Below are 23,286 nucleotides of genomic sequence, written 5' to 3' on the forward strand. Positions count from 1 at the left end.
CACTTAAAAGGTTCCTTACAAGTTTTTCGATATTGTTCAATTTTCAAGGTCCTGTAGCGCCTCAGCCTTGCGGCTGAAAGCTTACTTATTTTATCACTTTCGTGATAAGCTGTCAAGCACTTTTTTGAATTATTTTTGAGCTTCTTGTCGAAGCTCATCGATTCTTCACGTTAGGACGTTCCTTCTGAAGTGTTTCATTCTGTCGGATGTCCGCCTGACAGTAATGTATTTTAGCACAGCCTTTTGCAAAAAGCAAGCATTTTCTTCATATTTTTCGCAAAAATCCGGCTTTTGGCTTTTTGCCCAGTTTTTTCCTTTTAATCTGGAAAGTATGACATCTAATCTTCTAAAAGTCGGCGGCGCAGCTGCACCAGTATCTTGCGTTCCCGCCGGGAGATCTGCACCTGTGTGGTATGCAGTACCTTTGCAGTTTCACTCTGGGTCTTGTTGCCATAAAACCGCAGGCGGATCAATTGCCTGTCCTGTTCCGGCAAAGCGTGAAGCACCTCTTCTAGACTGATACGTTCTGCCAATGCTTCTTCCGGGGATTCTACTGGAATATCCATCTGCCGGTCCTCTTCTTCATTTTCCGGGGTCAGGCTCATGGCAGGCTGTGCCGCCTGAATGGCAAGTGTGATGTTCTCTGCAGGTTCATTCAATTCTTCCGCCAGCTGAGAAAGGGTCGGCTCCGTACCGCACACTTTTATGTGATGCTCCCGTGCCGCCTGTACGCGCATCCCCAATTCTTTTAAGGAGCGGCTCACCTTGACTGTGCCGCTGTCCCGGAACAGCTTTTTGATCTCGCCTAAAATTACCGGCACTGCATAGGTAGAAAAGCATACGCCGCGGCTCTCATCAAAATTATCGCAGGCTTTTACAAGTCCCATGCATCCGGCACTGTACAGGTCATCGTACTCTATGCCCCGCCCGCGGAAGCGCCCGGCGCAGGCGTGCACCAGCCCCAGATTCTGCTCAATGAATGCGTCCCGCCGGGTCTTATCCGATACCATGCTCCTGCCTGCCTTTCCTGTTATGTATCATTCTCTCTGGGCCAGACGCTTGATGAGCAGCACCTTTGTACCCTTGCCGGGCTTTGAGATGACCTTGACCTTATCCATAAAGCTCTGCATCACCGCAAAGCCCAGCCCGGAGCGTTCCTCCGGGTTTCCGGTGGTAAACAGCGGTTCCATGGCCTGCGGGATATCCGGGATGCCGATGCCCTTATCTGCCACCGTGATGTGCACCTCCCGCCCGGGATAGACTGCAATGCTCATGGCCACCGGCCCGATGTGGTCCGGGTAGGCATGGACGATGCAGTTGGTCACCGCCTCAGACACTGCCGTTTTGATATCGGCCAGCTGCGGCACGGTGGGGTCGTACCGGGCAAGAAAGGCCGCCGCTGCGCCCCGGGCGTAGCTTTCGTTCACACTGAGGGAATCGAACTGGATCTTTGTTGTGTTTTCCGCTTTCATGGTTTATTCCTCCTTCTGTCCTGCATCCGTGCAGGGGATGCGCGCCAGCTGCAGCACCTTTGCCAGCTGGGACGGTGTGTGCTGCACCCGCAGTGCCGTGCCCAGTGTGCGGGCAATGCGCTGCCGCCCCAGGATCAGCCCTACACCGGATGAATCCATAAATCCGACCCCGCCAAAATCCAGGATCATGGTCTGCGGGGCACGGCTGACCAGTGCATCATCCAGCTGGATGCGCAGGCTTTGCGCCGCATCGTGATCGATCTCGCCCGCAAGGTAGGCATAAAGCACATCGCCCGCCGGGCTGAAGCTTACCGTTGCCATGGTTTGTCCATCTCCTTTGCCAAAAATAAAAAGATCCCGTACACATGGTTTCAGTGTACGGGATCTTTCGTTTATTTTTTAGGGAAGCGTGTCGGCTCAGCTGTTCACCAGCAGTTCGGCCGCTTCCAGCGCGGCAGCTTCACCGCCGCAGACCAGCAGGCCGCGGCGGGTGTTGGCATGAGCCAACTCCACAGCTTCGGCAATGCTGGTGCACATCTCGGCATCAAAATGATACTTTGCCTTTTCGGTCAAACGGGCCGTCATCTCGTCATCGCCGCCTGCCGGGGTGACAAGATACACCTTATCAAAGGGGTTCTCACTCATGCCGGGCATGGTGGACTTATCCTTTTTCTGCTCTTCAGGGGTCAGGCCGGTCTCCAGTGCGGAGAAGAACGCTTCGGCTCCCTCCTCCTCTGCCAGACCGATGATGGCGCTCATATGGCGCACCTTGGCCATGTTGAGCACACGCAGCAAGGCCGCTGCCTGCTGCGGGGTGCGGCAGGCATCCAGAATGATGAGTGGGCGCTGCGAGATGACCCGGATGCTGCTGCGGTTCTCCACCGCAGCCAGACCTTCCAGAATGGCATCGTCGGTAATATCAAAGCCCTTGCGGCACAGCGCCAGCGAAAGCTCCACAGCCATGGCAGCGCTGCCCGCCGCATGACGGCCCAGAAAAGCCAGCGGCACGGTATATCCGCCGTAGTCCACCTTGCTGGCAAACTTTTCTGCCTCCAGAAAGGTGATATCCTCCGGGTCCGGCACCACCAGCTCACAGCCGCACTTGCCTGCGGCCACGATCAGCTCGCTGAGCACAGACTTGGGCTGCTCCGGCGCGGTGACGCAGATGCTTTCCTTGCGCATGACACCTGCTGCCAAAGCCGCAAGGCGCTCCACCGAGCGGCTCACACCGTCCGGGCCGACCGACGTGACGGCGCACACCGGCATGCCGGGCAGTGCTTCCGCAAGGCCCGCATCCGGCAGTTCCACCACGGCCAGCGTGCAGCCCGCTGCGCCAAAGCAGTTGGCCGCAGCGGCCAGCTCCGCTGCATCCTGCGGCAGGGCTTCGGCTGCGGAAAGGGTATCCGCAGTCAGAGCCAGCAGGCCCTCGTCCACCGGGGCATCATCGATGCAGATGCGCTCCGACAGCGGGCGGCACCCGGCATGGTACAGGCCGGCATGGATCCCCTGTGCGTGCAGGATGGCCGCCAGCAGGCGGGCCGTCACGGTCTTGCCTGCCGTGCCTGCCACGCCCACGAACTGCACCTTCTGCACCGGCGCGGTGAACGCGGCGCGCAGCTGTTCGGTGGAGGCAAAACCGTCCGGCAGGGCGGCAAAATACTGATTTGCCTGTTCGATGGTCATTGGTTACTCCTTATTACGATGGTTGAACAACAATCTGCACAGCGCCATGAGCACCAGCGCCGTAAGGATGCCCGCCAGAACACCGGCTGAATCCAGCCACACATCGGTGACCTGACTGCTGCGTCCGGGCGAAAAGATCTGGATGGTCTCATCGGTCAGCGCAGTGAGCACGCCGCCCAGCATGGGCACGCTGATGTGCCAGATATACTGCCGGGTATACACCCGCATACACAGCATGAGCAGAAAGCCCTCCAGCATATACTCGCAGAAGTGTGCCAGCTTGCGCACGATGTGGTCGGTCAGGCGCTGGGCAAGGGCCGGATGGCCCAGACGGCGCAGAGCCGCCTGCAGCAGAGTGAGCACCCGGCTGCTGGACACAGTAGACACCGAGGCGATCTTCATGGAATTGGAAAAGATGAACGCGATGCAGCCGATGAGAGCAAGGGTAAAGATCACCCGCCCTGCGGTCACCCACGGCGAAGTGCGCTGTGTGCTGCTGTTATATTCCCCGCTCAAATCAGCCCAGAGCCTTGATGCTCTGCTCGATGTTGGCCAGCTTATCCTGGCTCTTGGCGTACTTATTGCGGATATCCTCCACCAGTGCCGCCGGGGCGCGCTCCACGAACTTGGGGTTGTTCAGCTGGTTCGCGAACATGGCCATTTCCTTTTCGGCCTTGGCCTTTTCCTTGTTCAGGCGGGCCAGTTCCTTGTCGCGGTCGATCAGCTCCATCATGGGGATGAAGCCGCGGGCGGCGTGGGTGGACACCTGCACCATGCCGTCGGTGCTGCCCTCGTACTTCTCGGTAAAGGTCACGTCGGTGGCAAAGGCAAACTTTGCCAGATAGACCTGTGCCTTCTGGAAGGGTGCAGCGTCGGCGGTCTCGATGATCATGCTGGTCTTTTTGGCGGGGTGGACATTCATCTCGGTACGCATGGTACGCACGGCCTTGATGTAGTCCATGACCTTTTCAAAGGCTTCCTCTTCGTCGGCCCAGTTGTGAGCTTCGTCAAAGGTGGGCCAGCTCTGGGTCATGATGGTCTCGGCAGAGCCGGGCAGAGCCTGATACAGCTCCTCGGTGATGAAGGGCATGAAGGGATGCAGCAGCTTGAGGGCCTTGTCCAGCACATACACCAGCACACGGCGGGCGGTGTCGGCCTGCTCGGCATCGCCGGAGTTCAGGCGGGGCTTTGCGATCTCGATGAACCAGTCACAGTAGACATCCCAGATAAAGCTGTTGATCTTGGCGGCGGCCAGACCCATCTCGTAGTGGTCGAGGTTGTCGGTCATGGCACCGGCCACCTGATTCAGCTTGGTGAGCACCCACTTGTCGCTCATATCCAGCTTGTCCTCACTGGGCAGGCCCGGGGTAAAGTCCTCGGGCAGGTTCATCAGCACAAAGCGGGTAGCATTCCACAGCTTATTGGCAAAGTTGCGGGCAGCCTCCACCTTCTTTTCGATATAACGCATGTCGTTGCCCGGGGTGGAGCCATCCACCAGCATAAAGCGCAGGGCATCTGCACCGTACTGGGCAATGACTTCCAGCGGGTCGATGCCGTTGCCCAGACTCTTGGACATCTTGCGGCCCTGACTGTCGCGCACGATACCGTGGATGCAGACCGTGCTGAAGGGTGCCTTGCCGGTGTAGGCCAGACCAGAGAAGATCATACGGCTGACCCAGAAGCCGATGATGTCGTAGCCGGTAACGAGGGTGTTAGTGGGGTAGAAATACTTGAGGTCTTCGCTCTCTTCATTGGGCCAGCCCAGCGTGCTGAAGGGCCACAGAGCGGAGGAGAACCAGGTATCCAGCGTATCGGGGTCCTGCGTGAGCTTTGCGCTGCCGCACTTGGGGCAGGAACAGGGAGCAGACTTTGCCACCACGGTCTCGCCGCAGTCGTCGCAGTACCATGCCGGGATCTGATGGCCCCACCACAGCTGACGGCTGATGCACCAGTCGCGGGTGTTCTTCATCCAGTTCATATAGTTCTTGGTGAAGCGCTCGGGCACGAACTTGATCTCGCCCTTTTCCACGCTCTCGATGGCGGGCTTTGCCAGCGGCTCCATCTTGACGAACCACTGCTTGGACACCATGGGCTCGATGGTGGAGTGGCAGCGGTAGCAGGTGCCCACCTCGTGCTTGAGGGGCTCGATCTCCTTCAGGAAGCCGCCTGCTTCCAAATCGGCCAGAATGGCCTTGCGGGCCTCGAGGGTGGTCATGCCGGCGTACTTGCCGCAGTCCAGCACCTCCGGCTCATTGATGGCGTTCTTGCCGGCGGCGAACAGGGCATCGGCAGCAGCCTTGTCGGCAGCACCGGTCATGTGGCCGTCGTAGGTGAACACACGCACGATGGGCAGGTCGTGGCGCAGCCCCACTTCAAAGTCGTTAGGGTCGTGGGCGGGGGTGATCTTGACCACACCGGTGCCCTTGGTCATGTCGGCGTGCTCGTCGCACACAATGGGGATCTCCTTGTTCAGCAGGGGCAGCACCACATGGCAGCCGTGCAGATGGGCATAGCGGGGGTCATCGCCGTTGATGGCAACAGCGGTATCGCCCAGCATGGTCTCGGGACGGGTAGTAGCCAGCTCCAGCATCTCGCCGGTCTCCTTGACCGGGTACAGCAGGTGCCAGAAGCTGCCGTCCTTTTCCTCGTACTCCACCTCGGCATCCGAGATGGAGGTGTTGCAGTGGGGGCACCAGTTGACCATGCGGTTGCCGCGGTAGATCAGGCCCTTGTCGTACAGGCGCACGAACACTTCCTTGACAGCCTCGGAGCAGCCCTCGTCCATAGTAAAGCGCTCACGATCCCAGTCGCAGCTGCTGCCCAGCTTCTTCAGCTGGCTGACGATGCGGTTGCCGTACTTGGTCTTCCATGCCCATGCACGGTCCAGAAAACCATCGCGGCCCACCATCTCCTTGGTCAGGCCCTCGGCACGCATGGCCTCCACCACCTTGGCTTCGGTAGCGATGGATGCATGGTCGGTACCGGGCACCCACAGGGCGGCATAGCCCTGCATCCGCTTGGTGCGGATGAGGATGTCCTGCATGGTGTTATCCACCGCATGGCCCATGTGCAGCTGACCGGTGACGTTCGGGGGCGGCATGACGATGGTGTAGGGTTTCTTGTCGGGGTCTGCCTTCGTGTGGAAGTAGCCGCCGTCCAGCCAGAACTGGTAGATGCGGTCTTCCACCTGGCTGGGATCATACTGTTTTGCAAGTTCTTTCATAAGGTCCTCCCAGTAAAAAATGATGAAGTGGGACGAAAAAAGCCGTCCCACGGAACGTTCCATGGGACGGCTGTAATAACCGCGGTACCACCCAAATTGCGCAGAGCATCCTGCGCCCCTTGATGCCCCGGTAACGTGGGACAGCTCCGAGAGCGGCTTGCTCTTCAGCTCACCGCTCCTGCTCCAAAGTGACAGCACACCGCCGGGCCATACCGGGTTTTCAGCAGCCCCCGGCTCTCTGGATGGCAAAAGCGATGCACACTCTTCTTCAACGCATTTATAAAAAGAATATAGCGTTTTTTGTGCGATTTGTCAATTACTTTTTCTTCAAAAGAATTTATCCCACTGCATCTTACGGTTTGGGCCTTATTCGTGAAAACGCGTTTGGAGTGGCCCGCAGGCCACGACAAACGCAAATATAAAAAATATTTTTTCCGCTATCAATGGCCAGAGCAAACGCATCGGCCATTTTCAATCCGCGATCCCTTCATCCTTCAGCCTTGCAATGAGCCGCTCCATCAGGGCGATGCGGTTGAAGGGGGTCATCAGGTAAAAGCCGTCTGCATAGGGCGCTGCAGCCTGCGCGGCCTTCACCGAGACTTCCAACCCCAGCTCTTCGCCCTGCGCACGGTCCAGCCCGGCAAAACGCTCGATGATCTCCGCATCCACATGGATGCCGTTGACCTCGTTCTCCATAAAGATGGCGTTGCGCTGGCTCACCACCGGCATGATGCCGGCCAGAATTTTCGCCTTTTCGCCCAGCGTTTCGCGGGTCTTTTTCAGGTTCACCACCGCCTGTGCGGAGAGCACCGGCTGGGTAAGGAAGCCGCTCATGCCATTTTGCAGCTTTTCCTGTGCGCGGCGCAGCTCCACATCAAAGTTGCGGGCGTTCAGGTTCAGCGCACCGAACACGGTGAGGGGCGAGGGCATCTCCCGGCCCTCCCCTGCCAGCGAGACGATGTACTGCGCCAGCTTGCGGGAGTTGAACTGGTACACGTTTTTCACCTCGTCCCGCTCCGCGGTGGGGATGGGGTCGCCGGTGATGGCCAGCACCTCCCGCACGCCCTCGGCGTACAGGCCCAGCAGCAGGGCCTTTGTGGCGTTCAGATTGCGGTCGCGGCAGGTCATGTGGGGCAGCACGTTCAGCCCCAGCTCCCGGTGCACCCGGCAGGCCACCAGCGAAGAATCCATCCGTGCCCGGGCAATGGGACAGTCCGCAATGGTCAAAAGGTCTGCACCAGCAGCCTGCAGGCGGCGTGCACCGTCCAGATAGCCGGTCAGGTCGGCATCCTTGGGGCTGTCCAGTTCAATGGCGATCACCTTTTTGCCCGCGTTCAGCTTGCGCAGGAAGGCATCGTCTTTTTCCACCTCCGGCTTTGTGGCAGTGGAGACTGCTGCTGCCGGGGCTGCAGGCAGTGTTTCCGGCAAGGCATCCAGTGCCGCACGCAGGGCCGCAATGTGGGCAGGCGTAGTGCCGCAGCAGCCGCCCAGAATACGCACACCCTCGGCAGCAAGGCGGGCCAGCTCCCGTGCAAAATATTCCGGCCTGCCCTGATACTGCACCCGGGTGCGTGTGACCACCGGGTAGCCCGCGTTGGGCATCACTGCAAGCGGCAGCTCTGTCTCGCCAAGCTGCTGCACCAGCGCACGCATGGCACCGGGAGCAGAAACGCAGTTCAGGCCCACAGCATCCACTGCACCGCAAGCAGTCATGCTGCGCACAAGCTCTGCGCAGTGACGGCCCTCGCGGGTGTAGCCGTCCGGCAGCACTGCAAAGGACACCAGCACAAAGGCATCCGGCACGGCTTCTTTGATCTGCCGCGCGGCTTCGGCCACACCGGCATCGCTGCTCAGCGTCTCAAACAAAAAGTTCTTTGCACCCAATGCGGCAAACCGCTCGGCAAGGGCCGTATAGATCTGTGCCGCCGGGAGTGCCTCGGTGTCCGTGGCCGGGCCAAGATCGGCAAACACGGCAGCGCTGGTCTTTGCAGCGGCCTGTGCAGCCAGTTTCCAGCCTTCGTCCGCCATGGCCTCCCACATGGGATTCTGCGCTGCTGCCATGCGCGGCAGGCCAAAGGTGTTGGTCTTGATAGCATCGGCACCCGCTTCCAGATACGCGCGGTGCACGGTCAAAATGCCGTCCGGGTCCAGCAGGTTTGCCTGCTCACATTCCTGCCCGGGCTTTGCCTTATAATATGTGCCCATGCCGCCATCGAACAGCAGCGGGCGCTTTTTTAAAATTTCACGCACATCCTTCATGAGGGAGTTCTCCTTTTTCCTACAAAAACGCTTGGCTTTCAGTTTAATGCACAAATGCCGTCCGGTCAAGCGTTTTTTCACGGCGGCGCTTGCAGGAACGCAAAATTTGTGCTATCCTATGCATACTTTATAAAGTGGGGAGGTGTGTGCCATGCGCCATGCCGGAACGCAAACGCTTGAGACCGACCGGCTTTTCCTGCGCCAGCTTCTGCCCGAGGATGCCGAGCAGATGTATACGAACTGGGCATCCGACCCGGAAGTGACCCGCTTTCTGCGGTGGGAGCCGCACAAAAACGCGCTGGAGACCGTAGGTCTGCTGGCGGCATGGGCCACCCTTTACCCGAACCCGGACTACTACCAGTGGGCCATTGTGGAAAAGGCTTCCGGGCAGGTGTTTGGCAGCATCGGCATCTTCAATGCTCTGCTCGGTGACCCGGCGCAGAAAGCGCTCTGGCCGCAGCAGGACTGCACAGACGGCATCTGGGAAGTAGGCTACTGCATCGGGAAGCACTGGTGGAACCATGGTTTTGCAACCGAAGCTTTAAAAGCAGCAGTAACCTACTGGTTTGAGAATACAGACGGCGGCTGGCTCACCTGCTGCCACGCAAAAGAGAACCCTGCCAGCGGCCGGGTGATGGAAAAAGCAGGCTTTCTCTACCACCACGATGCCATTGATCATAAATTTGACGGCACACCGGTGGAGTGCAGAAGCTATCTGCTGACAAGAGAACGATATAACAGAAAGGACTTACCTTGAGCGAACTTTACGATATTTTGGTAGAAACACCCCCGACGAAGGTCATTCTGCTGGCGCTGGATCAGGGCCTGTGGGACTGCGAGCGCAGCCTTGCAGAGCTTTCCGCCCTGTGCGAAGCAAACCACATGGAAGCCGTGGCACAGGTGACCCAGAAGCGCCAGACCCCGGAGACCGGCATCGTGCTGGGCAGCGGCAAGCTGGAGGAAGCATCCCTTGCCGCCGAAACGCTGGGCGCGGAATGCGCCGTATTTGACGGTGAACTGACCGGCAGCCAGATCCGCAACATCTCCAATGCGCTGGGCGGACTGGAAGTGATCGACCGCACCATGCTGATTCTTGAAATTTTCCGCAGCCGCGCCGTCACCAACGAGGGCAAGCTGCAGACCGAACTGGCCCTTCTGCGCTACCGCCTGCCCCGTCTGCAGGGCATGGGCGAAGCGCTCAGCCGTCAGGGCGGCGGTGGCGGCGGCGGCGGTGGTGCACGCCGCGGTGCCGGTGAGACCAAGCTGGAACTGGACCGCCGTCATGTGCATGCCCGCATCGATGCGCTGGCTGAAAAGCTGGCCGAAATGGAAAAACGCCGGGGCGAGAGCCGCAAGGCCCGTGCCAAGACCGGGATGCCGGTGGTCAGCCTTGTAGGCTATACCAACGTGGGCAAATCCAGCCTGATGAATGCTCTGTGCGGCCCCAGCGTAGCCGAAGCGGACATGCTGTTCGCCACACTGGACCCCACCAGCCGCAAGCTGATACTGCCCAGCGGCATGGCGGTGCTGCTGGTGGACACGGTGGGCTTTGTGTCCCGCCTGCCCCACAATCTGGTGGAAGCCTTCAAGTCCACGCTGGAAGAAGCGGCATGGTCGGACGTGATCATCCGTGTGGCAGACGCAGGCGATGAGCAGCGGGAAGAGCAGCTGGCCGTCACGGACGAGGTTCTGGACGGGCTGGACTGTGCGGACATCCCCCGCCTGACCGTCTACAACAAGTGCGATAAGCCGGGTGCCATGAGCTTTGACCCGGACATCCTGCTCACCAGTGCCAAGACCGGCTACGGTCTGGACACCCTGCTGGCAAAGCTGGACGAGATGCTCAGCGACCGGGTGCACACCTTAAAGGTGCTGCTGCCCTACGATAAACTGGGCCTTGCCGCCCCCATGCGGGAGCGCGGCAGCGTGCAGGTGGAGGAATACCGGGAGGACGGGCTGTATCTGGAGGGCATCGTCAAGACGGAAGACCTGCACTACTTTGAAGGGTATCTGGTCTGATAGGCGTACACGATCTAAATCGCCTCCGCTGTGCTCCGGCTATCATCAGCGGAATAATATTTTGAGATAGAACAAGCCCGGAAAGTCTGCGGACTTTCCGGGCTTGCATTTTCACGGGCGGGGTCGCAGCCGAAAACAGCTGCTCTATGGGTCGAGTACATTGTCTGCCACTGCTTTTTTCAAAAAGAAAAAATCCCCAACAAACACAAAAACCCGCCTGGCAGCGGGCTTTTGTGTATAGAGGGGTGGGAAAGTATATAAAGTGGTGAATCTCAAATTCAAAGCGGCAGACGCTTTCTGTGCTGCGCTGCCTTGCATGATGTATTATACCCCTTTTTGTTTTCTTGTCAAACAAAATTTTCCGGTTTTGCTTTAAATTAAGTCTTTACTTTTTCGATAAAACTTTATATAATTAACGCAAAGCAAAGCAAAAGCAAAATTTTTTGGCTTTTGTATGTTTGCACCAACAATAAAACTTTACTTTCAAAAAATTTTATACAATCCAACATATTTTCAAAAAGGAGTATTCCCCATGGATGATCTGGATCGTAAGATTCTCTCCCTGCTGGCAAAGAACGCACGGATGCCGGTCAAGGAGATCGCCGAGCAGGTATCGCTGACCAGTCCTGCTGTTTCCAGCCGCATTCACAAGCTGGAAACGGATGGCATCATCAGCGGCTACACCGTCACCCTGAACCGCCCCGCTGACCGGATGTATGTGGATGCCCTCATCAGCCTTTCGGTAGCACCTTCCAAGCAGGATGCCTTTCTGGAGCTGCTGCAAAGCAGCAAGGAAGTGCTGCAGTGCTACCACGTCACGGGTGCATACACCTTCCTTGTCAAGGTGAGCTGCGGCAGCATGCCCCAGCTGGAACACCTGATCCTGCAGTTCCAGAAGCTGGGCACCACCAGCACCCAGATCATCCTTTCCACGCCGGTGAACCACGGCGAGCTGGATGCCCTTATGCTGTAACGCTGTTCATAAAATGGTTACGTTTGCGGTGCAATTCTGCCGGGGTGTTCTTTCGTATTATGGATAGCAGGCGCAAAACAGCACACAATAGCTTCAAAACCGCTGCGCCCGCTTTCACACGAAGATTTTCACACACGAAAGGACTTCATTTATGAAACGTATCATTGCTTCCCTGCTTGCCGGTCTGTGCCTGCTTGCTCTGGTGGGCTGCTCTGCCGGCAGCAAGGCCGACTCTTCCGCCCCGAAGGACTACTCCCAGATCATCCACGATGCCCGCACCGACGAGGACAACGAATACGATATGATCTTTACCAAAGGTGAGGACGGCAAATTCACCGCCATCGACGGCTACAGCGCCGAGTATGAGGCCGACCAGCTGAATGACGAGCTGAAAGACATCGTGTTCCCCCTGCTGGGCCTTGAGGACGGCAGCTACGAGAGCTTTGCTGCCTCTGTTTCCTCCATGATGGTGCGCAGCTACGCCATTGCCATCGTAAAGCCCGCCGAGGGCAAGACCGATGCCGTGAAAGCCGCACTGGAAGCCTATGTGCAGAGTGAGCAGCAGTCCATGGAGCACTACCTTGAGGATCAGTATCTGGTCGCCAAGGCGGCCACCGTCACCGTAGCTCCCACCGGTGAGGTGGTTCTGGTGTGCGCCGAGGATCACGACACCATTCTTTCCAACATCGAGAAAGCCCTTGCCGCATAATTTTCGCCCTGCCGAAGCCGCATCCTGCCGGGATGCGGTTTCTTTTTGTGTGCAGATATGCTATACTGTTCCCGTGAACTTGCACTGAAATACAGGAGTATTTATGTATAAAGCGACTATCGTGATCCCGAATATCAACGGCAAGGGCTGGCTGAAGGATTCTATCGAGTCGGTCTATGCCCAGACCGAACAGAACTTCCGGCTCATTGTGGTGGACAACGGTTCCACCGACGAAAGCCTTGAGCAGGCCCGCAGCTATTGCAGCCGCGAAAATTTCACCCTCATCGAAAACGGCACCAATACCGGCTTTTCCCATGCAGTGAATCAGGGCATTGCGCTGGCGGACAGTGAATATGTGGTGCTGTTCAACAACGATGCCTTTGCCGAACCCCAGTGGCTGGAAGAGCTGATCCGCACCGCTGAGACCGACCCGAAAATCTTTGCAGTGCAGAGCCTGATGATCCGACACTTTGACCGGGAGCTGGCCGACGACGCGGGCGATTATGTCACCTGGATGGGCTTTGCCTGCAAGACCGGCGATGGCCGCCGCGCAAGCCGCTACACCCGGCAAAAGCGCATCTTCTCGGCCTGCGGCGGTGCGGCGCTCTACCGCAAGAGCATTCTGGACGAGATCGGCAATTTTGACGAGAACTTCTTTGCCTACTTTGAGGATGTGGACCTGAGCTGGCGCGCCAACAATGCAGGCTATAAAAACCTGCTCTGCCCCACCGCCAAGTGCTACCACATCTGCGGTGCCAGCACCGGCGCGGTGAAGTACAACGCCTTCAAAAGCCAGCAGAGCGGCCGCAACAGCATCCTGCTGCCGCTCAAGAACGAACCGCTGCTGATGCTGATTTTAAACTTCATCCCGCTGGCCGTGGGCTACCTGCTCAAGTGCTACAAGTTCCACAAACAGGGCTTTGGCGAGGCATGGGACAAGGGGATGCACGAAGCCTTTGCCCTGCTGAAAAGCGGCAGGCTGGGCAAGCGGCCTTTCCGCCTGAAGGATCTGCCCAACTACATCCTGATGGAGCTGTGGATGATCTGGAACATGGTGCCGTACCTGTGGTACCGGCTGGTGATCGTAAAATTTGACCTCAAATAAAAAATACCGGATACGAAGCATCTGCCTTGTATCCGGTATTTTTGTTTTGTATTATGCCGCCGGGCTGGCTGTGCTTTCGTCCGCCTGTGCCTCGGTGCTGTCGGCGGGCTGTTCCTCCGCCTGTGTATCCACGCCTTCGTCTGCAGCGGTGCTGTCTGCCTCAGCCGAAGCAGAATCCGAACCGGCTGCTGCAAGAATGGCATCCTGCACATCGCTTTCTGCCATGGGTTCCGGCACATTCGCGGCCGGTGTGCTTTCCGTGCTCTCGGCCTTGGTCTCGCTCTCGGTCAGGCCGGTGAGATACCAGCTGCCGCTCTGGCGCTCGAACAGATAATCCATGTACTTGGTGGGCGTATCCGAAGAAACATTGATGATGCTGTCGTCCGTGCTGGTGGTGGGGATATAGCCCACGGTCACATGCAGCTTGCCGCTGCGCTTGAACAGCTTGGTGACTACAGCGCGGTAGTAGCCCACCGTGCCGGTGACCGGGATCTTATAGCACTGGGTGGCATCGTCAAACTCGATGGTCATATCCTCCATCTCAAAGCTGCGGTGGGTCAGCTTGAAGCCGGGGCCAAGCAGCTTTGCAAGGTAGGCATCCACATCCAGCGAGGGCAGCAGCAGCTGTTCGGTGTCGGGGTCGGTATTGTAGTTGTCAAAGCCGCCCTGCGTTTCCTGAATATTATAGATGCAGCCCCACACCGCAGCTTCGCGCAGAGTCAGGTCGTCGATGTTCTCAATGCCGTCAAATGGCATGGGGTCAAACAGCACAAGCCCTTCCAGCTTATCTTCATATTCCTGCTTTTGGGCGGTATCATCGAACAGGTTCGCCACCGCGCCCACACCGGCCCGCAGCACGGTAACAAAGCCCACGATCACCAGAATGGCAACCAGAAGGCCCAGTGCCTGCCGCCCGCGGCGGCGCTGCATCCGGGCATGTTCTTCAGGGGTAATATAATGTTTCATAGTTGTTTTATCTCCCAGGGTTCTCAAATGCTACAGTGTCCAGTATACCACATACCGGCCCATTGTGCAAAACTATGCCCGTGGTTTTTTTGTGAAAAGCGCATTCCTTATTCCCATGTCTTCCACACATCGGGCTGGTAGCCCACGGTGGCCTTGCGGCCATTGCGTACAATGGGCGTTAAAAACAGCTGCTGGTTCTCAAACAGCTTGTCCTCCTTCTGCCAGTCCACCAGTGCGTCCAGAAGTGCAAGGGTCTGCTTGTCCTTCGCATTGGGGTCCACCAGCTTTTCCCAGCCGCCAAGAGCGCGGGCCACGTTCTCGAACTCGCCGCGGCTCATCTCTTTTTCCTTGAGGTCGATCATCTGGAACTTGATGCCGCGCTCCTTGAAATAGCGCTGGGCCTTTTTGGTATCAAAGCACTTGCTTGTGCCAAAGATCTGAATATTCATGGTCTGTACCCTCCTGAATTTTTATTGTACCACATCCTGTGCCCTCTGCATAGGCATAATTCGCAGCCGGATGGGCCATACTGCCCGCAGGGCATTATCAGAAGGAGGTTTTTCTATGAACGCATATGTTGACCCTGATCTGTGCATTGGCTGCACCCAGTGCGCCGGGCTTTGCCCCGCCGTGTTCCAGATGGAAGGCACGCTGGCCGTGGCCCAGCCCGGGCCGATCCCACCGGAGGAGGTGCCGCAGGCTGTGGACGCAGCCAACGCCTGCCCGGTAAGCGCGATCCGGATCGAGGAGTAAGAGGGAAGGCCGTCAACCATGTTGGCGGCTTTCTCTCTTTTTTACGCAAAAATCCCCCGCTGGGCACGGTTTTGTGGTATAATGCAGAATGTGTAATAATGCAATGGAGGAACACGACTATGCGTTTACTGGTCATTGACGGCAACAGCATTGCCAACCGTGCTTTTTTTGGCATCAAGCTGCTGACCACCAAGGACGGACGATACACCAACGCCATCTATGGCTTTCTGAATATCCTGCTCTCCCTGCTTAAGGAGTGCGAACCCGACGAGGTGGCTGTTGCCTTTGACCTGAAGGCTCCCACCTTCCGCCACAAAATGTACGATGGCTACAAGGCCACCCGCCATGGCATGCCCGAAGAGCTGGCCCAGCAGATGCCGGTGCTCAAGGAACTTCTGGCAGACCTCGGCTACCGCACCGTCACCGCCGAAGGCTGGGAAGCGGATGATATTCTTGGCACGCTGGCCGCTGCCTGCGCCGCCCGAAAGGACGACTGCTTCCTTGCTACGGGAGACCGGGACAGCCTGCAGCTGGTCAGTGACACCACCACTGTGCTGCTTGCCGCCACTGTCATGGGACGCAGCAAGACGGTGACGATGGACGTGGACGCCATTCAGGAAAAATACGGCATCCAGCCCAGACAGCTCATTGAGGTGAAGAGCCTGATGGGCGATGCTTCGGATAATATTCCGGGCGTGAAAGGCATTGGTGAAAAGACCGCCCTGACCCTTGTGCAGAACTTTGGCACGCTGGAAGGCGTGTACGAGCACATCGACGATAAGCTCATCAAGCCCAAACAGCGGGAACATTTGCTGGAATGCCGCGAGATGGCCCAGCTGAGCCACACCCTTGGCACCATCCGCACCGATGCACCCATCGACACGGCCGAGGGCACCTATACCGTGGGCGAGGGCAACAAAGCCGAGGCCGTGCGCCTTTTGCAGGAATTGGAGATCCACTCTCTGATCCCGCGCTTTGGGCTGGACGGCATTGCACCTGCCGCCCCGGAAGAAGAGAACGGCATCGAGCTGGCTGAAGCAGAGCTGGAAGCTCTGCCGCTGGCTCCTTCCGGCACCTATCTGGTGGCATCGCGCCCGGCCGTGATGGGCAAGCAGGGCACCCGCAACGTGGTGCTGCAGCCGGAGAGCTGGTACGCCGTGCAGGACTGCACCGTTTACCCGCTGGAGGATGCAGACCTTGTGCGCCTGCTGGACAACGCAGACGTAACGCTGGAAGTGTTCAATGCAGCGCCCCTCTATGCCAAGGCCATGGCCGCAGGCGGCTGGGGCAGCAGCATCGTGTGGGATGGCAAGCTTGCCGCCTACCTGCTGGACGCTTCTGCTTCCAAGTATCAGATCAGCGAGCTGACCGCCAGCTACCGCGCCGCTGCTGCCTTTACCTGTGCCGATTACCCGGATGCAGGCCGCCTTGCAGACCTGTTCTGCAAGATGAAGGCCGAGATCACCGCCTGCGGTGAAGACAGCCTTTACAATGAGATCGAGTTCCCGCTGGCACAGGTGCTGGCCGATATGACCCGCACCGGTGTGCTGGTGGACAAAGATGGCATCGAGCAGTTCGGCGTAAAGCTGCGCACCGAGCTGGAGCAGGTGCTCACCCGCATCCACATGGAGACCGGCAGCGCCAGCTTCAACCCCAACAGCCCCAAGCAGTTGGGCGAAATGCTGTTTGACACCATGGGCCTGCCCCACGGCAAAAAGACCCAGCGCGGCTGGTCCACGGATGCCGAAACACTGGAAAGCCTGCGGGATTACCCGCTGGTGGAGGACATTCTGCAGTACCGCGCCTACCAGAAGCTGAACTCCACCTACGTGGAGGGCCTTTTGAAGGTGATTGGCGAGGACGGCCGCATCCACTCCACCTTCAACCAGACCGAGGCCCGCACCGGACGGCTCTCCTCTGACAACCCCAACCTGCAGAACATCCCCATCCGCACCGAGCTGGGCAGCCAGCTGCGCGCCTACTTTATTGCAAAGCCGGGCTGTGTGCTGGTGGATGCCGACTACAGCCAGATCGAGCTGCGCATTCTGGCCCACATTACCGGCGATGAGCACATGCAGCAGGCATTTTTGAACGGCGAGGACATCCACCGCAGCACCGCCGCAAAAATTTACGGCATCCCGCAGGAAGAAGTCACCTCCCGGCTGCGCTCTTCTGCCAAGGCCATCAACTTTGGCATCATGTACGGCAAAGGCGCTTACAGCCTTGCCAAGGACATCGGCGTGAGTGTGAAGGAGGCAGATGCCTTCCTCAAGAACTATCTGGCCGCGTTCCCCAAGGTGAGCGGCTACATGGATAAGACCATCGCGGATGCCAAGGCCTGCGGCTATGTTTCCACCCTGTTCGGCCGCCGCCGTGCTCTGCCGGAGCTGGCAAGCAGCAACTTCAATGTGCGTTCCAGCGGCGAACGCATGGCCCGCAACACCCCCATTCAGGGCACTGCGGCCGACGTGATCAAGCTGGCCATGGTGCGGGTATGGAAGCGGCTGCGGAACGAAAAGATGGAAAGCCGCCTGATCCTGACCGTCCACGATGAACTGATCGTGGAGGCACCGCAGGCTGAAGCCGAAAAGGCTGCGCAGATCCTGCGGGAGGAAATGGAAGGCTGCGTGCAGTATGCCGTGCCCCTGAGCACCGATGTGCACGCAGGCAAAAACTGGCTGGAGGCCCACTAAAACATGATTATTTTGGGAATTGAATCCACCTGCGACGAGACCGCCGCAGCTCTGGTGGAGGACGGCCGGCACCTGCTGAGCAACGTCATTTCCACCAGCGTAAAAGAACAGGCTCTTTACGGCGGCGTTGTTCCGGAGATCGCCAGCCGCCGCCACTGCGAATTTATCAGTGCTACGGTCAAAAAAGCCCTGCTGGATGCAGGCAAGACCATCGACGATGTGGATGCCGTGGCCGTCACCTTTGCGCCGGGCCTGATCGGTGCAGTGCTGGTGGGCGTGAATTTTGCCAAGGGTCTGGCCTACTCGGCGGGTAAGCCTTTGGTGCCGGTGCACCACCTGCGCGGACACATTGCCGCGCTGTACCTCACCCACCCGGAGCTGAAGCCGCCCTTCCTCTGCCTTGTGGCATCCGGCGGCCACAGCCACATTGTGGAGGTGCAGGACTACACCCACTACCACATCCTCGGCCACACGGTGGATGATGCCGCCGGTGAAGCCTTTGACAAAGTGGCCCGCACGCTGGGTCTGCCCTACCCCGGCGGCCCCAGCGTGGCCAATGCCGCCAAGACCGGCAACCCCAAGGCCTATCGCCTGCCGGTGCCCCATGTGGACGGCAAGTACAACGTAAGCTTTTCCGGCCTGAAAACCGCCGTGCTCAATGAGGTGAACAAGGCCCAGATGAAGGGCGAAGAAGTGAATGTGCCCGACCTTGCCGCCAGCTTTCAGGACCGCATTGCGGGCATTCTGGCCGAAAAGCTGCTGCTGGCCGCAGCGGACACCGGCGCAAAGCAGGTGTGTCTGGCAGGCGGCGTTGCCGCCAACGGACGGCTGCGCCAGCTGGTAAACGACGGTGCCCAGAAGCTGGGTGCAAAAGTTTATCTGCCGGAGCTGAAATTCTGCGGTGACAACGGCGCTATGATCGCGGCGCAGGGGTATTACCAGTACATTGCAGGCCACACAGCGGGCCTTGAACTGAACGGTCTGCCCACTTTACCCATCGACTACGAATAAGCAGTAAAAAAAGACCTGCCTTTCCGGGATCTCCGGAAGGACAGGTCTTTTTCTTATGCAAAATATTCCTGCGCACGCTTTGCAGCGTTGTTGATGCAGGCCCGCAGCTCGTCCAGCGTATCAAACTTTTTGCTGGGGCTGAGGTAGGCGTGGAACTCCACCACCGGGTCGGTGCCGTAGAGGTCGCCGGAAAAGCCCGGGATAAAGGTCTCGCAGGTCACCTTGGTGGCATCATCATTGACGGTAGGGCGGCTGCCAAGGCCGGTGGCCGAAGGATACCACACCCCGCCAATGTGGGTGCGGGTGATATAAATGCCGCTGCGGGGCAGCTGAAAGCCCTCGGGATACAGCTGGTTGATGGTGGGCACCCCCAGCGTGTGGCCCAGACCTGCACCGTGCTGCACCTCAAACCGGATGGCGTAGGGCATCCCCAGCATGGCGTTTGCTGCCGGGATGTCGCCGCCTTCCAGCGCGGTGCGGATGCGGGTGGAAGACACCGGCTTTTCCTCAAACTGCGCCATGGGCACCACGATCACCTCCACGCCCAACGGAGCGCAGAGGGTGCGCAGCAGCTCCGGGTTGCCGGCCGCTTTGGCACCAAAGGTAAAGTTTTCGCCGCAGACCAGCGCACGGGCATTGCAGTCCCGCACGATGCCCAGCACGAACTGCTCCGGGGTCAGGCCCTTGATCTCCTCAAAGTCCGGCGTGAGGTAATACTCCACGCCAAGGCTTGCGATCAGAGCATGCTTATCCGCTGTGGAAAGCAGGCGCTTGCCCTTCATCTTATTCACCATCGGCAGCTTGAAGGTAAACACCGCCGGGGCGGCATCGTGTTCTTTGGCCCACTGCACGGCGCTTTCGATCACCGCACGGTGGCCGATGTGGATGCCGTCAAAAAAGCCCATTGCCACTGCGGTGCCTTTTTCCGGCTGCGCCAGCGGCAGCGGTGCAAATTGTGAAATGATCTGCATGGGTTTTGTTTCCTTTTTCAATTACGTTCTACGAACAGTTTTTCCACCCGCAGCACACCCTGTACGATATTGGCAAGGCCCAAAAACTGTCCGGCGGCATTGCGCACCCGGTAGCGGCCATCTGCTGCCGGATACCGGCTGGTGGGGCAGCCGTTGTACAAATGCTGTTCCACCCAAGGCTCCACCACCAGCAGCGGTAGGCTTTCAAACACGCTCTCCACCGGCAGCATCAGCGCTTCCAGTGCGTCCATGCCCTGCTCTTTTGCGGCAAGAATTTCCTCCAGCGTGTGAGCATCGGCTTCGGTGTACACGCCCGCCGAGGTGCGGCGCAGTGCGCTCATGGTGCCCTTCTGGCCCATGGCGGCGGCAATGTCTTCCAGCAATGTGCGGATATAGGTGCCCTTGGAGCACGTTACATCCAGCACATACTCATTTTCGGCAGGGCTGCCGCCGTAGGTGATGCTGCAAATTTCAATGGGGCGCGCCTTGCGCTCCACGGTCACGCCCTCACGGGCCAGCTTATACAGCGGCTGACCGTTCAGCTTGATGGCCGAGTACATGGGCGGCACCTGCATCTGCGGGCCGATGAACTGCGGCAGCACAGCCAGCAGTTCCCCTTCGCCCGCCGTGACCGGAGCCGTTTCCAGCACAGTGCCGGTCACATCACCGGTGTCGGTGCGCGCGCCCAGTTTTAAAACCGCACGGTAGCTTTTATCGTGGTTCAGCTGCAGGTCCACTGCCTTGCTGGCACCGCCGCAGAACACCGGCAGCACGCCGGTGGCCATGGGGTCCAGCGTGCCGCTGTGGCCCAGCTTGCGGGTGCCCAGCACGCCGCGCAGCTTTGCCACCACATCAAAGCTGGTCCAGTCCATGGGCTTGTCAACGATCAGGATGCCCTGCATTTATGCTTCCTCCTGCGGTGCGTCCAGCTCGGCTTCCACCTCTGCCAGAATTGCATTTTTTGCGTTTTCCAGATTGCCCAGCAGCTCACAGCCTGCAGCGCGGCTGTGACCGCCTCCGCCCAGACGCCGGGCGATGGCGCAGGCGTCCACGCCCTTTGCGGTGCGCACGCTGATGCGGTAGCTGCCGCCGGGCTGCTGCCGCAGAGTCAGGCCCACCTTTACGCCCTCAATGCTCACAGGCAGGCTGGTCAGTTCTTCCAGATCGGCCGGGTCCACCCCGCTCTGCTCGATCTCGTCCCGGGTGAGGTAGATGAGCGCGCACCGGCCATCCAGATAGTATTCCAGATGGTTGCGGGCAATGCGCTCGGCCTCCATGCGCTCACGGGGCTTGGTATCGAACAGCAGGGTGTTCAGCTCTTCCACATGACAGCCCGCCTCAATGAGCTTTGCCGCCACGATGTGGGTGTTTGCCGTGGTGGAAGAGAACCGGAAGCAGCCGGTGTCGGTTGCAAGGCCGGTGTAAAGGCAGTCTGCAATGTGCGGCGTAATGGCAACGCCCATGGCGTTGATCACCTCGTACAGCAGCTCTGCCGCCGCTGCGGCGCTGCCATTGAGCAGGGTGAAGTCGGCATAGCCGCTGTTGCCTGCGTGGTGGTCGATGCACAGGTCCACATGGCGCGAGAACTGCGTCATACCGTTGTTTTCTCCAAACAGCTGCACGCTGGCGACATCCACCGCTACCACCGTCTGCGGCTCAAACTCACCTTTGAACATATGTGCGTTGGTAAACGCATACCGGTTGGGAATGGCATCGGAGCAAAGTACTGCCACGTTTTTATCCAGTGCTTTCAGTGCACAATACAGCGCGCTGCCGCAGCCAATGGTATCGCCATCCGGGTTTTTGTGACACAGAATCAAAATGTTGTCCGCCGTCATCAGGCGCTGGGCCATCTGCTGCACATTCAACTGTTCTGTCATTCCATGATCCATCCTTTCCGCAGGCGGAATTATTCTTCGGTCTCCTCCGGTGCGCTGGCTTCGGTGTCAGCGTCGCCGTTCACGTTCAGCGTGCGGAGCAGCTCGTTGATGTGGGCTGCATAGGCGGCACCGTCATCCTCTACGAAGATGAAGCGGGGAGCCTTGCGGATGTGCATTTTCTTGCTCACTTCAGTGCGCACATGGCCTGCCGCGCGGTTCAGTGCCTCGATGGCGGGCTTTGGGCCGTCCTCGCGGCCCATCACGCTCACATACACCTTGGCCACATCCAGATCAGGGGTCACATCCAGACGGGTGACGGTGAGCAGGCCGCCCTCCAGACGCGGGTCCTTCAGCCTGCCGATGATGGCAATGATCTCGCGCTTCATATCCTGCGCCAGACGGCCCATATTCTTCTGAGACATAGTATTTCTCCCTATAAAAGAAAACCCTCTCAGCCTCGCTTCGCTCGGCAGCTCTCCCGAGGGACGAGCTTTTTGCGTGGATACGGCAAACGTTCCGTTTCTCTGCAAACCTCCCACCTCGGGGGAGGTGGCATTGCGCCAGCAATGACGGAGAGGGATATTTCAGATCTTAATCGCGGTACTCTTCCATCTTGAAGGCTTCGTACACGTCGCCTTCCTTAACGTCGGCAAACTTTGCCAGAGTAACGCCGCACTCGTAGCCCTCGGCCACTTCCTTGGCGTCATCCTTGAAACGCTTCAGGGATGCGATCTCGTCCTCGGCAATGACGATGCCGTCACGGACCACACGGACCTGGCTGTCGCGGGTGATCTTGCCGCTGGTCACGCGGCAGCCTGCAACGGTGCCCACATTGGAGATCTTGTACACCTGACGGACCTGCAGCTCGCCCAGAGACACCTCGCGGAACTTGGGAGCCAGCATGCCCTTCATAGCGTCGGTGACATCGTTGATGGCATCATAGATGACGCGGTACATACGCATTTCCACCTTGGTGGCAGCAGCTTCTTCCTTGGCCACATTGTCCGGGCGGACGTTGAAGCCGATGATGATGGCGTTGGAGGCATCGGCCAGATCCACGTCGGACTTGCTGATGGCACCGACACCGGCATGGATGACACGCACGCGCACCTCTTCGTTGGAGATCTTCTCCAGACTCTGCTTCACAGCCTCGGCAGAACCCTGCACGTCGGCCTTGACCACGATGGCCAGTTCCTTCATGTCGTTCTGTGCCATCTGGCTGAACAGGTTATCCAGCGTGACCTTCTGGAAGGAGGAGAACTGCTTTTCCTTGGCGGCAGCAACGCGCTGTTCGGCCAGCTCACGGGCCAGACGTTCGTCCTCAACAGCCTCGAACAGGTCGCCTGCTTCCGGCACTGCGGTCAGGCCGGTGATCTCCACAGGGGTAGAGGGGCCGGCATCGCTCAGCAGCTGGCCCTTGTCGCTGCGCATGGTGCGCACGCGGCCCACAGCGGTACCGGCAATGATCACATCGCCGGAGTGCAGGGTGCCGTTCTGCACCAGAATGGTGGCAATGGGGCCCTGGCCCTTGTCCAGACGGGCCTCGACGACCGCGCCCTTGGCGCGGCG

The 23,286-nt window shown here is 58.8% G+C and carries 22 protein-coding genes and 1 other annotated feature; of the genes, 8 read left to right on the forward strand and 14 right to left on the reverse strand.

The features are described from left to right. Positions 1–338: 338 nt before the first annotated feature. The 7 genes from WMO17_RS11815 to WMO17_RS11845 all read right to left on the reverse strand — a co-directional run bounded on the left by WMO17_RS11815 (position 339) and on the right by WMO17_RS11845 (position 8,637). A complete protein-coding gene (locus tag WMO17_RS11815; protein ID WP_349138183.1) occupies positions 339–1,010 on the reverse strand; it encodes a sigma-70 family RNA polymerase sigma factor in 672 nt (223 codons plus the stop codon). Between the two features lie 27 nt (positions 1,011–1,037). Beyond that, a complete protein-coding gene (spoIIAB, locus tag WMO17_RS11820; protein ID WP_005945484.1) occupies positions 1,038–1,472 on the reverse strand; it encodes an anti-sigma F factor in 435 nt (144 codons plus the stop codon). A 3-nt stretch (positions 1,473–1,475) separates the two neighbouring features. Next, positions 1,476–1,793 carry an STAS domain-containing protein gene (locus tag WMO17_RS11825; RefSeq protein WP_097773870.1) on the reverse strand — a complete coding sequence of 106 codons (318 nt, stop codon included), beginning with the start codon at positions 1,791–1,793 and terminating at the stop codon, positions 1,476–1,478. A gap of 96 nt (positions 1,794–1,889) precedes the next feature. Next, positions 1,890–3,155 carry a folylpolyglutamate synthase/dihydrofolate synthase family protein gene (locus tag WMO17_RS11830; protein ID WP_097773871.1) on the reverse strand — a complete coding sequence of 422 codons (1,266 nt, stop codon included), beginning with the start codon at positions 3,153–3,155 and terminating at the stop codon, positions 1,890–1,892. Between the two features lie 3 nt (positions 3,156–3,158). Beyond that, positions 3,159–3,671, reverse strand: a complete 513-nt coding sequence (locus WMO17_RS11835; RefSeq protein ID WP_155115897.1) for a VanZ family protein — start codon at positions 3,669–3,671, stop codon at positions 3,159–3,161. A gap of 1 nt (position 3,672) precedes the next feature. Then, positions 3,673–6,378, reverse strand: a complete 2,706-nt coding sequence (locus WMO17_RS11840) for a valine--tRNA ligase (RefSeq protein WP_349138184.1) — start codon at positions 6,376–6,378, stop codon at positions 3,673–3,675. Positions 6,379–6,437: 59 nt separating this feature from the next. Next, positions 6,438–6,659 (reverse strand) — a binding site (T-box leader). A 190-nt stretch (positions 6,660–6,849) separates the two neighbouring features. Continuing rightward, positions 6,850–8,637 (reverse strand): bifunctional homocysteine S-methyltransferase/methylenetetrahydrofolate reductase, encoded by a 1,788-nt coding sequence (locus tag WMO17_RS11845; protein WP_349138186.1) that lies wholly within the window; start codon positions 8,635–8,637, stop codon positions 6,850–6,852. A 151-nt stretch (positions 8,638–8,788) separates the two neighbouring features. Between WMO17_RS11845 and WMO17_RS11850 the strand changes: the two genes are divergently transcribed. The 5 genes from WMO17_RS11850 to WMO17_RS11870 all read left to right on the forward strand — a co-directional run bounded on the left by WMO17_RS11850 (position 8,789) and on the right by WMO17_RS11870 (position 13,443). Further along, positions 8,789–9,394, forward strand: a complete 606-nt coding sequence (locus WMO17_RS11850; protein WP_349138187.1) for a GNAT family N-acetyltransferase — start codon at positions 8,789–8,791, stop codon at positions 9,392–9,394. Then, on the forward strand, positions 9,391–10,656 hold the full coding sequence (hflX, locus tag WMO17_RS11855; RefSeq protein ID WP_349138189.1) for a GTPase HflX: 1,266 nt from the start codon (positions 9,391–9,393) through the stop codon (positions 10,654–10,656). The genes WMO17_RS11850 and hflX overlap by 4 nt, the downstream gene beginning before the upstream one ends. Before the next feature lie 532 nt (positions 10,657–11,188). Next, a complete protein-coding gene (locus WMO17_RS11860) occupies positions 11,189–11,629 on the forward strand; it encodes an Lrp/AsnC family transcriptional regulator (protein ID WP_005945452.1) in 441 nt (146 codons plus the stop codon). Between the two features lie 151 nt (positions 11,630–11,780). Further along, entirely contained in the window at positions 11,781–12,338 is a 558-nt protein-coding gene (locus WMO17_RS11865) for a DUF4358 domain-containing protein (protein WP_349138191.1), read from the forward strand. A gap of 103 nt (positions 12,339–12,441) precedes the next feature. Continuing rightward, positions 12,442–13,443, forward strand: a complete 1,002-nt coding sequence (locus tag WMO17_RS11870; RefSeq protein WP_005945443.1) for a glycosyltransferase family 2 protein — start codon at positions 12,442–12,444, stop codon at positions 13,441–13,443. 51 nt (positions 13,444–13,494) lie between these two features. On the opposite strand, the gene WMO17_RS11875 is transcribed toward WMO17_RS11870, so the two are convergent. Together WMO17_RS11875 and WMO17_RS11880 are read right to left on the reverse strand one after the other, a co-directional pair. Continuing rightward, positions 13,495–14,409: a hypothetical protein gene (locus tag WMO17_RS11875; protein WP_005945439.1), complete on the reverse strand. Its 915-nt coding sequence runs from the start codon at positions 14,407–14,409 to the stop codon at positions 13,495–13,497. A 107-nt stretch (positions 14,410–14,516) separates the two neighbouring features. Then, complete coding sequence (locus WMO17_RS11880; RefSeq protein ID WP_005945436.1) at positions 14,517–14,858, reverse strand: arsenate reductase family protein; 342 nt, start codon at positions 14,856–14,858, stop codon at positions 14,517–14,519. Between the two features lie 115 nt (positions 14,859–14,973). Between WMO17_RS11880 and WMO17_RS11885 the strand changes: the two genes are divergently transcribed. The 3 genes from WMO17_RS11885 (at position 14,974) to tsaD (ending at position 18,866) form a co-directional block, all read left to right on the forward strand. Continuing rightward, positions 14,974–15,162: a ferredoxin gene (locus WMO17_RS11885; protein ID WP_005945433.1), complete on the forward strand. Its 189-nt coding sequence runs from the start codon at positions 14,974–14,976 to the stop codon at positions 15,160–15,162. A gap of 119 nt (positions 15,163–15,281) precedes the next feature. Continuing rightward, positions 15,282–17,855, forward strand: coding sequence for a DNA polymerase I (gene polA, locus WMO17_RS11890; RefSeq protein WP_349138192.1), 2,574 nt, complete (start codon positions 15,282–15,284; stop codon positions 17,853–17,855). 3 nt (positions 17,856–17,858) lie between these two features. Next, positions 17,859–18,866 carry a tRNA (adenosine(37)-N6)-threonylcarbamoyltransferase complex transferase subunit TsaD gene (tsaD, locus tag WMO17_RS11895; protein ID WP_097773876.1) on the forward strand — a complete coding sequence of 336 codons (1,008 nt, stop codon included), beginning with the start codon at positions 17,859–17,861 and terminating at the stop codon, positions 18,864–18,866. A gap of 53 nt (positions 18,867–18,919) precedes the next feature. Here tsaD and ribF read toward each other — a convergent pair whose 3' ends face one another. The 5 genes from ribF to WMO17_RS11920 form a co-directional block, all read right to left on the reverse strand. Beyond that, positions 18,920–19,837 carry a riboflavin biosynthesis protein RibF gene (gene ribF / locus WMO17_RS11900; RefSeq protein ID WP_120079721.1) on the reverse strand — a complete coding sequence of 306 codons (918 nt, stop codon included), beginning with the start codon at positions 19,835–19,837 and terminating at the stop codon, positions 18,920–18,922. 17 nt (positions 19,838–19,854) lie between these two features. After that, positions 19,855–20,739, reverse strand: a complete 885-nt coding sequence (gene truB, locus WMO17_RS11905; RefSeq protein ID WP_349138195.1) for a tRNA pseudouridine(55) synthase TruB — start codon at positions 20,737–20,739, stop codon at positions 19,855–19,857. Further along, entirely contained in the window at positions 20,740–21,729 is a 990-nt protein-coding gene (locus tag WMO17_RS11910; RefSeq protein WP_120079717.1) for a DHH family phosphoesterase, read from the reverse strand. 17 nt (positions 21,730–21,746) lie between these two features. Continuing rightward, complete coding sequence (gene rbfA, locus WMO17_RS11915; RefSeq protein ID WP_005945412.1) at positions 21,747–22,139, reverse strand: 30S ribosome-binding factor RbfA; 393 nt, start codon at positions 22,137–22,139, stop codon at positions 21,747–21,749. Positions 22,140–22,308: 169 nt separating this feature from the next. After that, on the reverse strand, positions 22,309–23,286 hold a 978-nt coding region (locus WMO17_RS11920), incomplete at its 5' end, for a translation initiation factor IF-2 (protein WP_349138197.1).

The sequence above is a fragment of the Faecalibacterium faecis genome, assembly GCF_040096475.1.
GTDB lineage: Bacteria > Bacillota > Clostridia > Oscillospirales > Ruminococcaceae > Faecalibacterium > Faecalibacterium taiwanense.

What these genes read in the sequence shown, in the direction of transcription:
- WMO17_RS11815 (WP_349138183.1), bottom strand. Translation starts at nt 1,010, where the DNA reads ATGGTATCGGATAAGACCCGGCGGGACGCATTCATTGAGCAGAATCTG.
- spoIIAB (WP_005945484.1), bottom strand. Translation starts at nt 1,472, where the DNA reads ATGAAAGCGGAAAACACAACAAAGATCCAGTTCGATTCCCTCAGTGTG.
- WMO17_RS11825 (WP_097773870.1), bottom strand. Translation starts at nt 1,793, where the DNA reads ATGGCAACGGTAAGCTTCAGCCCGGCGGGCGATGTGCTTTATGCCTAC.
- WMO17_RS11830 (WP_097773871.1), bottom strand. Translation starts at nt 3,155, where the DNA reads ATGACCATCGAACAGGCAAATCAGTATTTTGCCGCCCTGCCGGACGGT.
- WMO17_RS11840 (WP_349138184.1), bottom strand. Translation starts at nt 6,378, where the DNA reads ATGAAAGAACTTGCAAAACAGTATGATCCCAGCCAGGTGGAAGACCGC.
- WMO17_RS11845 (WP_349138186.1), bottom strand. Translation starts at nt 8,637, where the DNA reads ATGAAGGATGTGCGTGAAATTTTAAAAAAGCGCCCGCTGCTGTTCGAT.
- WMO17_RS11850 (WP_349138187.1), top strand. Translation starts at nt 8,789, where the DNA reads ATGCGCCATGCCGGAACGCAAACGCTTGAGACCGACCGGCTTTTCCTG.
- WMO17_RS11860 (WP_005945452.1), top strand. Translation starts at nt 11,189, where the DNA reads ATGGATGATCTGGATCGTAAGATTCTCTCCCTGCTGGCAAAGAACGCA.
- WMO17_RS11865 (WP_349138191.1), top strand. Translation starts at nt 11,781, where the DNA reads ATGAAACGTATCATTGCTTCCCTGCTTGCCGGTCTGTGCCTGCTTGCT.
- WMO17_RS11870 (WP_005945443.1), top strand. Translation starts at nt 12,442, where the DNA reads ATGTATAAAGCGACTATCGTGATCCCGAATATCAACGGCAAGGGCTGG.
- WMO17_RS11875 (WP_005945439.1), bottom strand. Translation starts at nt 14,409, where the DNA reads ATGAAACATTATATTACCCCTGAAGAACATGCCCGGATGCAGCGCCGC.
- WMO17_RS11880 (WP_005945436.1), bottom strand. Translation starts at nt 14,858, where the DNA reads ATGAATATTCAGATCTTTGGCACAAGCAAGTGCTTTGATACCAAAAAG.
- WMO17_RS11885 (WP_005945433.1), top strand. Translation starts at nt 14,974, where the DNA reads ATGAACGCATATGTTGACCCTGATCTGTGCATTGGCTGCACCCAGTGC.
- polA (WP_349138192.1), top strand. Translation starts at nt 15,282, where the DNA reads ATGCGTTTACTGGTCATTGACGGCAACAGCATTGCCAACCGTGCTTTT.
- tsaD (WP_097773876.1), top strand. Translation starts at nt 17,859, where the DNA reads ATGATTATTTTGGGAATTGAATCCACCTGCGACGAGACCGCCGCAGCT.
- ribF (WP_120079721.1), bottom strand. Translation starts at nt 19,837, where the DNA reads ATGCAGATCATTTCACAATTTGCACCGCTGCCGCTGGCGCAGCCGGAA.
- truB (WP_349138195.1), bottom strand. Translation starts at nt 20,739, where the DNA reads ATGCAGGGCATCCTGATCGTTGACAAGCCCATGGACTGGACCAGCTTT.
- WMO17_RS11910 (WP_120079717.1), bottom strand. Translation starts at nt 21,729, where the DNA reads ATGGATCATGGAATGACAGAACAGTTGAATGTGCAGCAGATGGCCCAG.
- rbfA (WP_005945412.1), bottom strand. Translation starts at nt 22,139, where the DNA reads ATGTCTCAGAAGAATATGGGCCGTCTGGCGCAGGATATGAAGCGCGAG.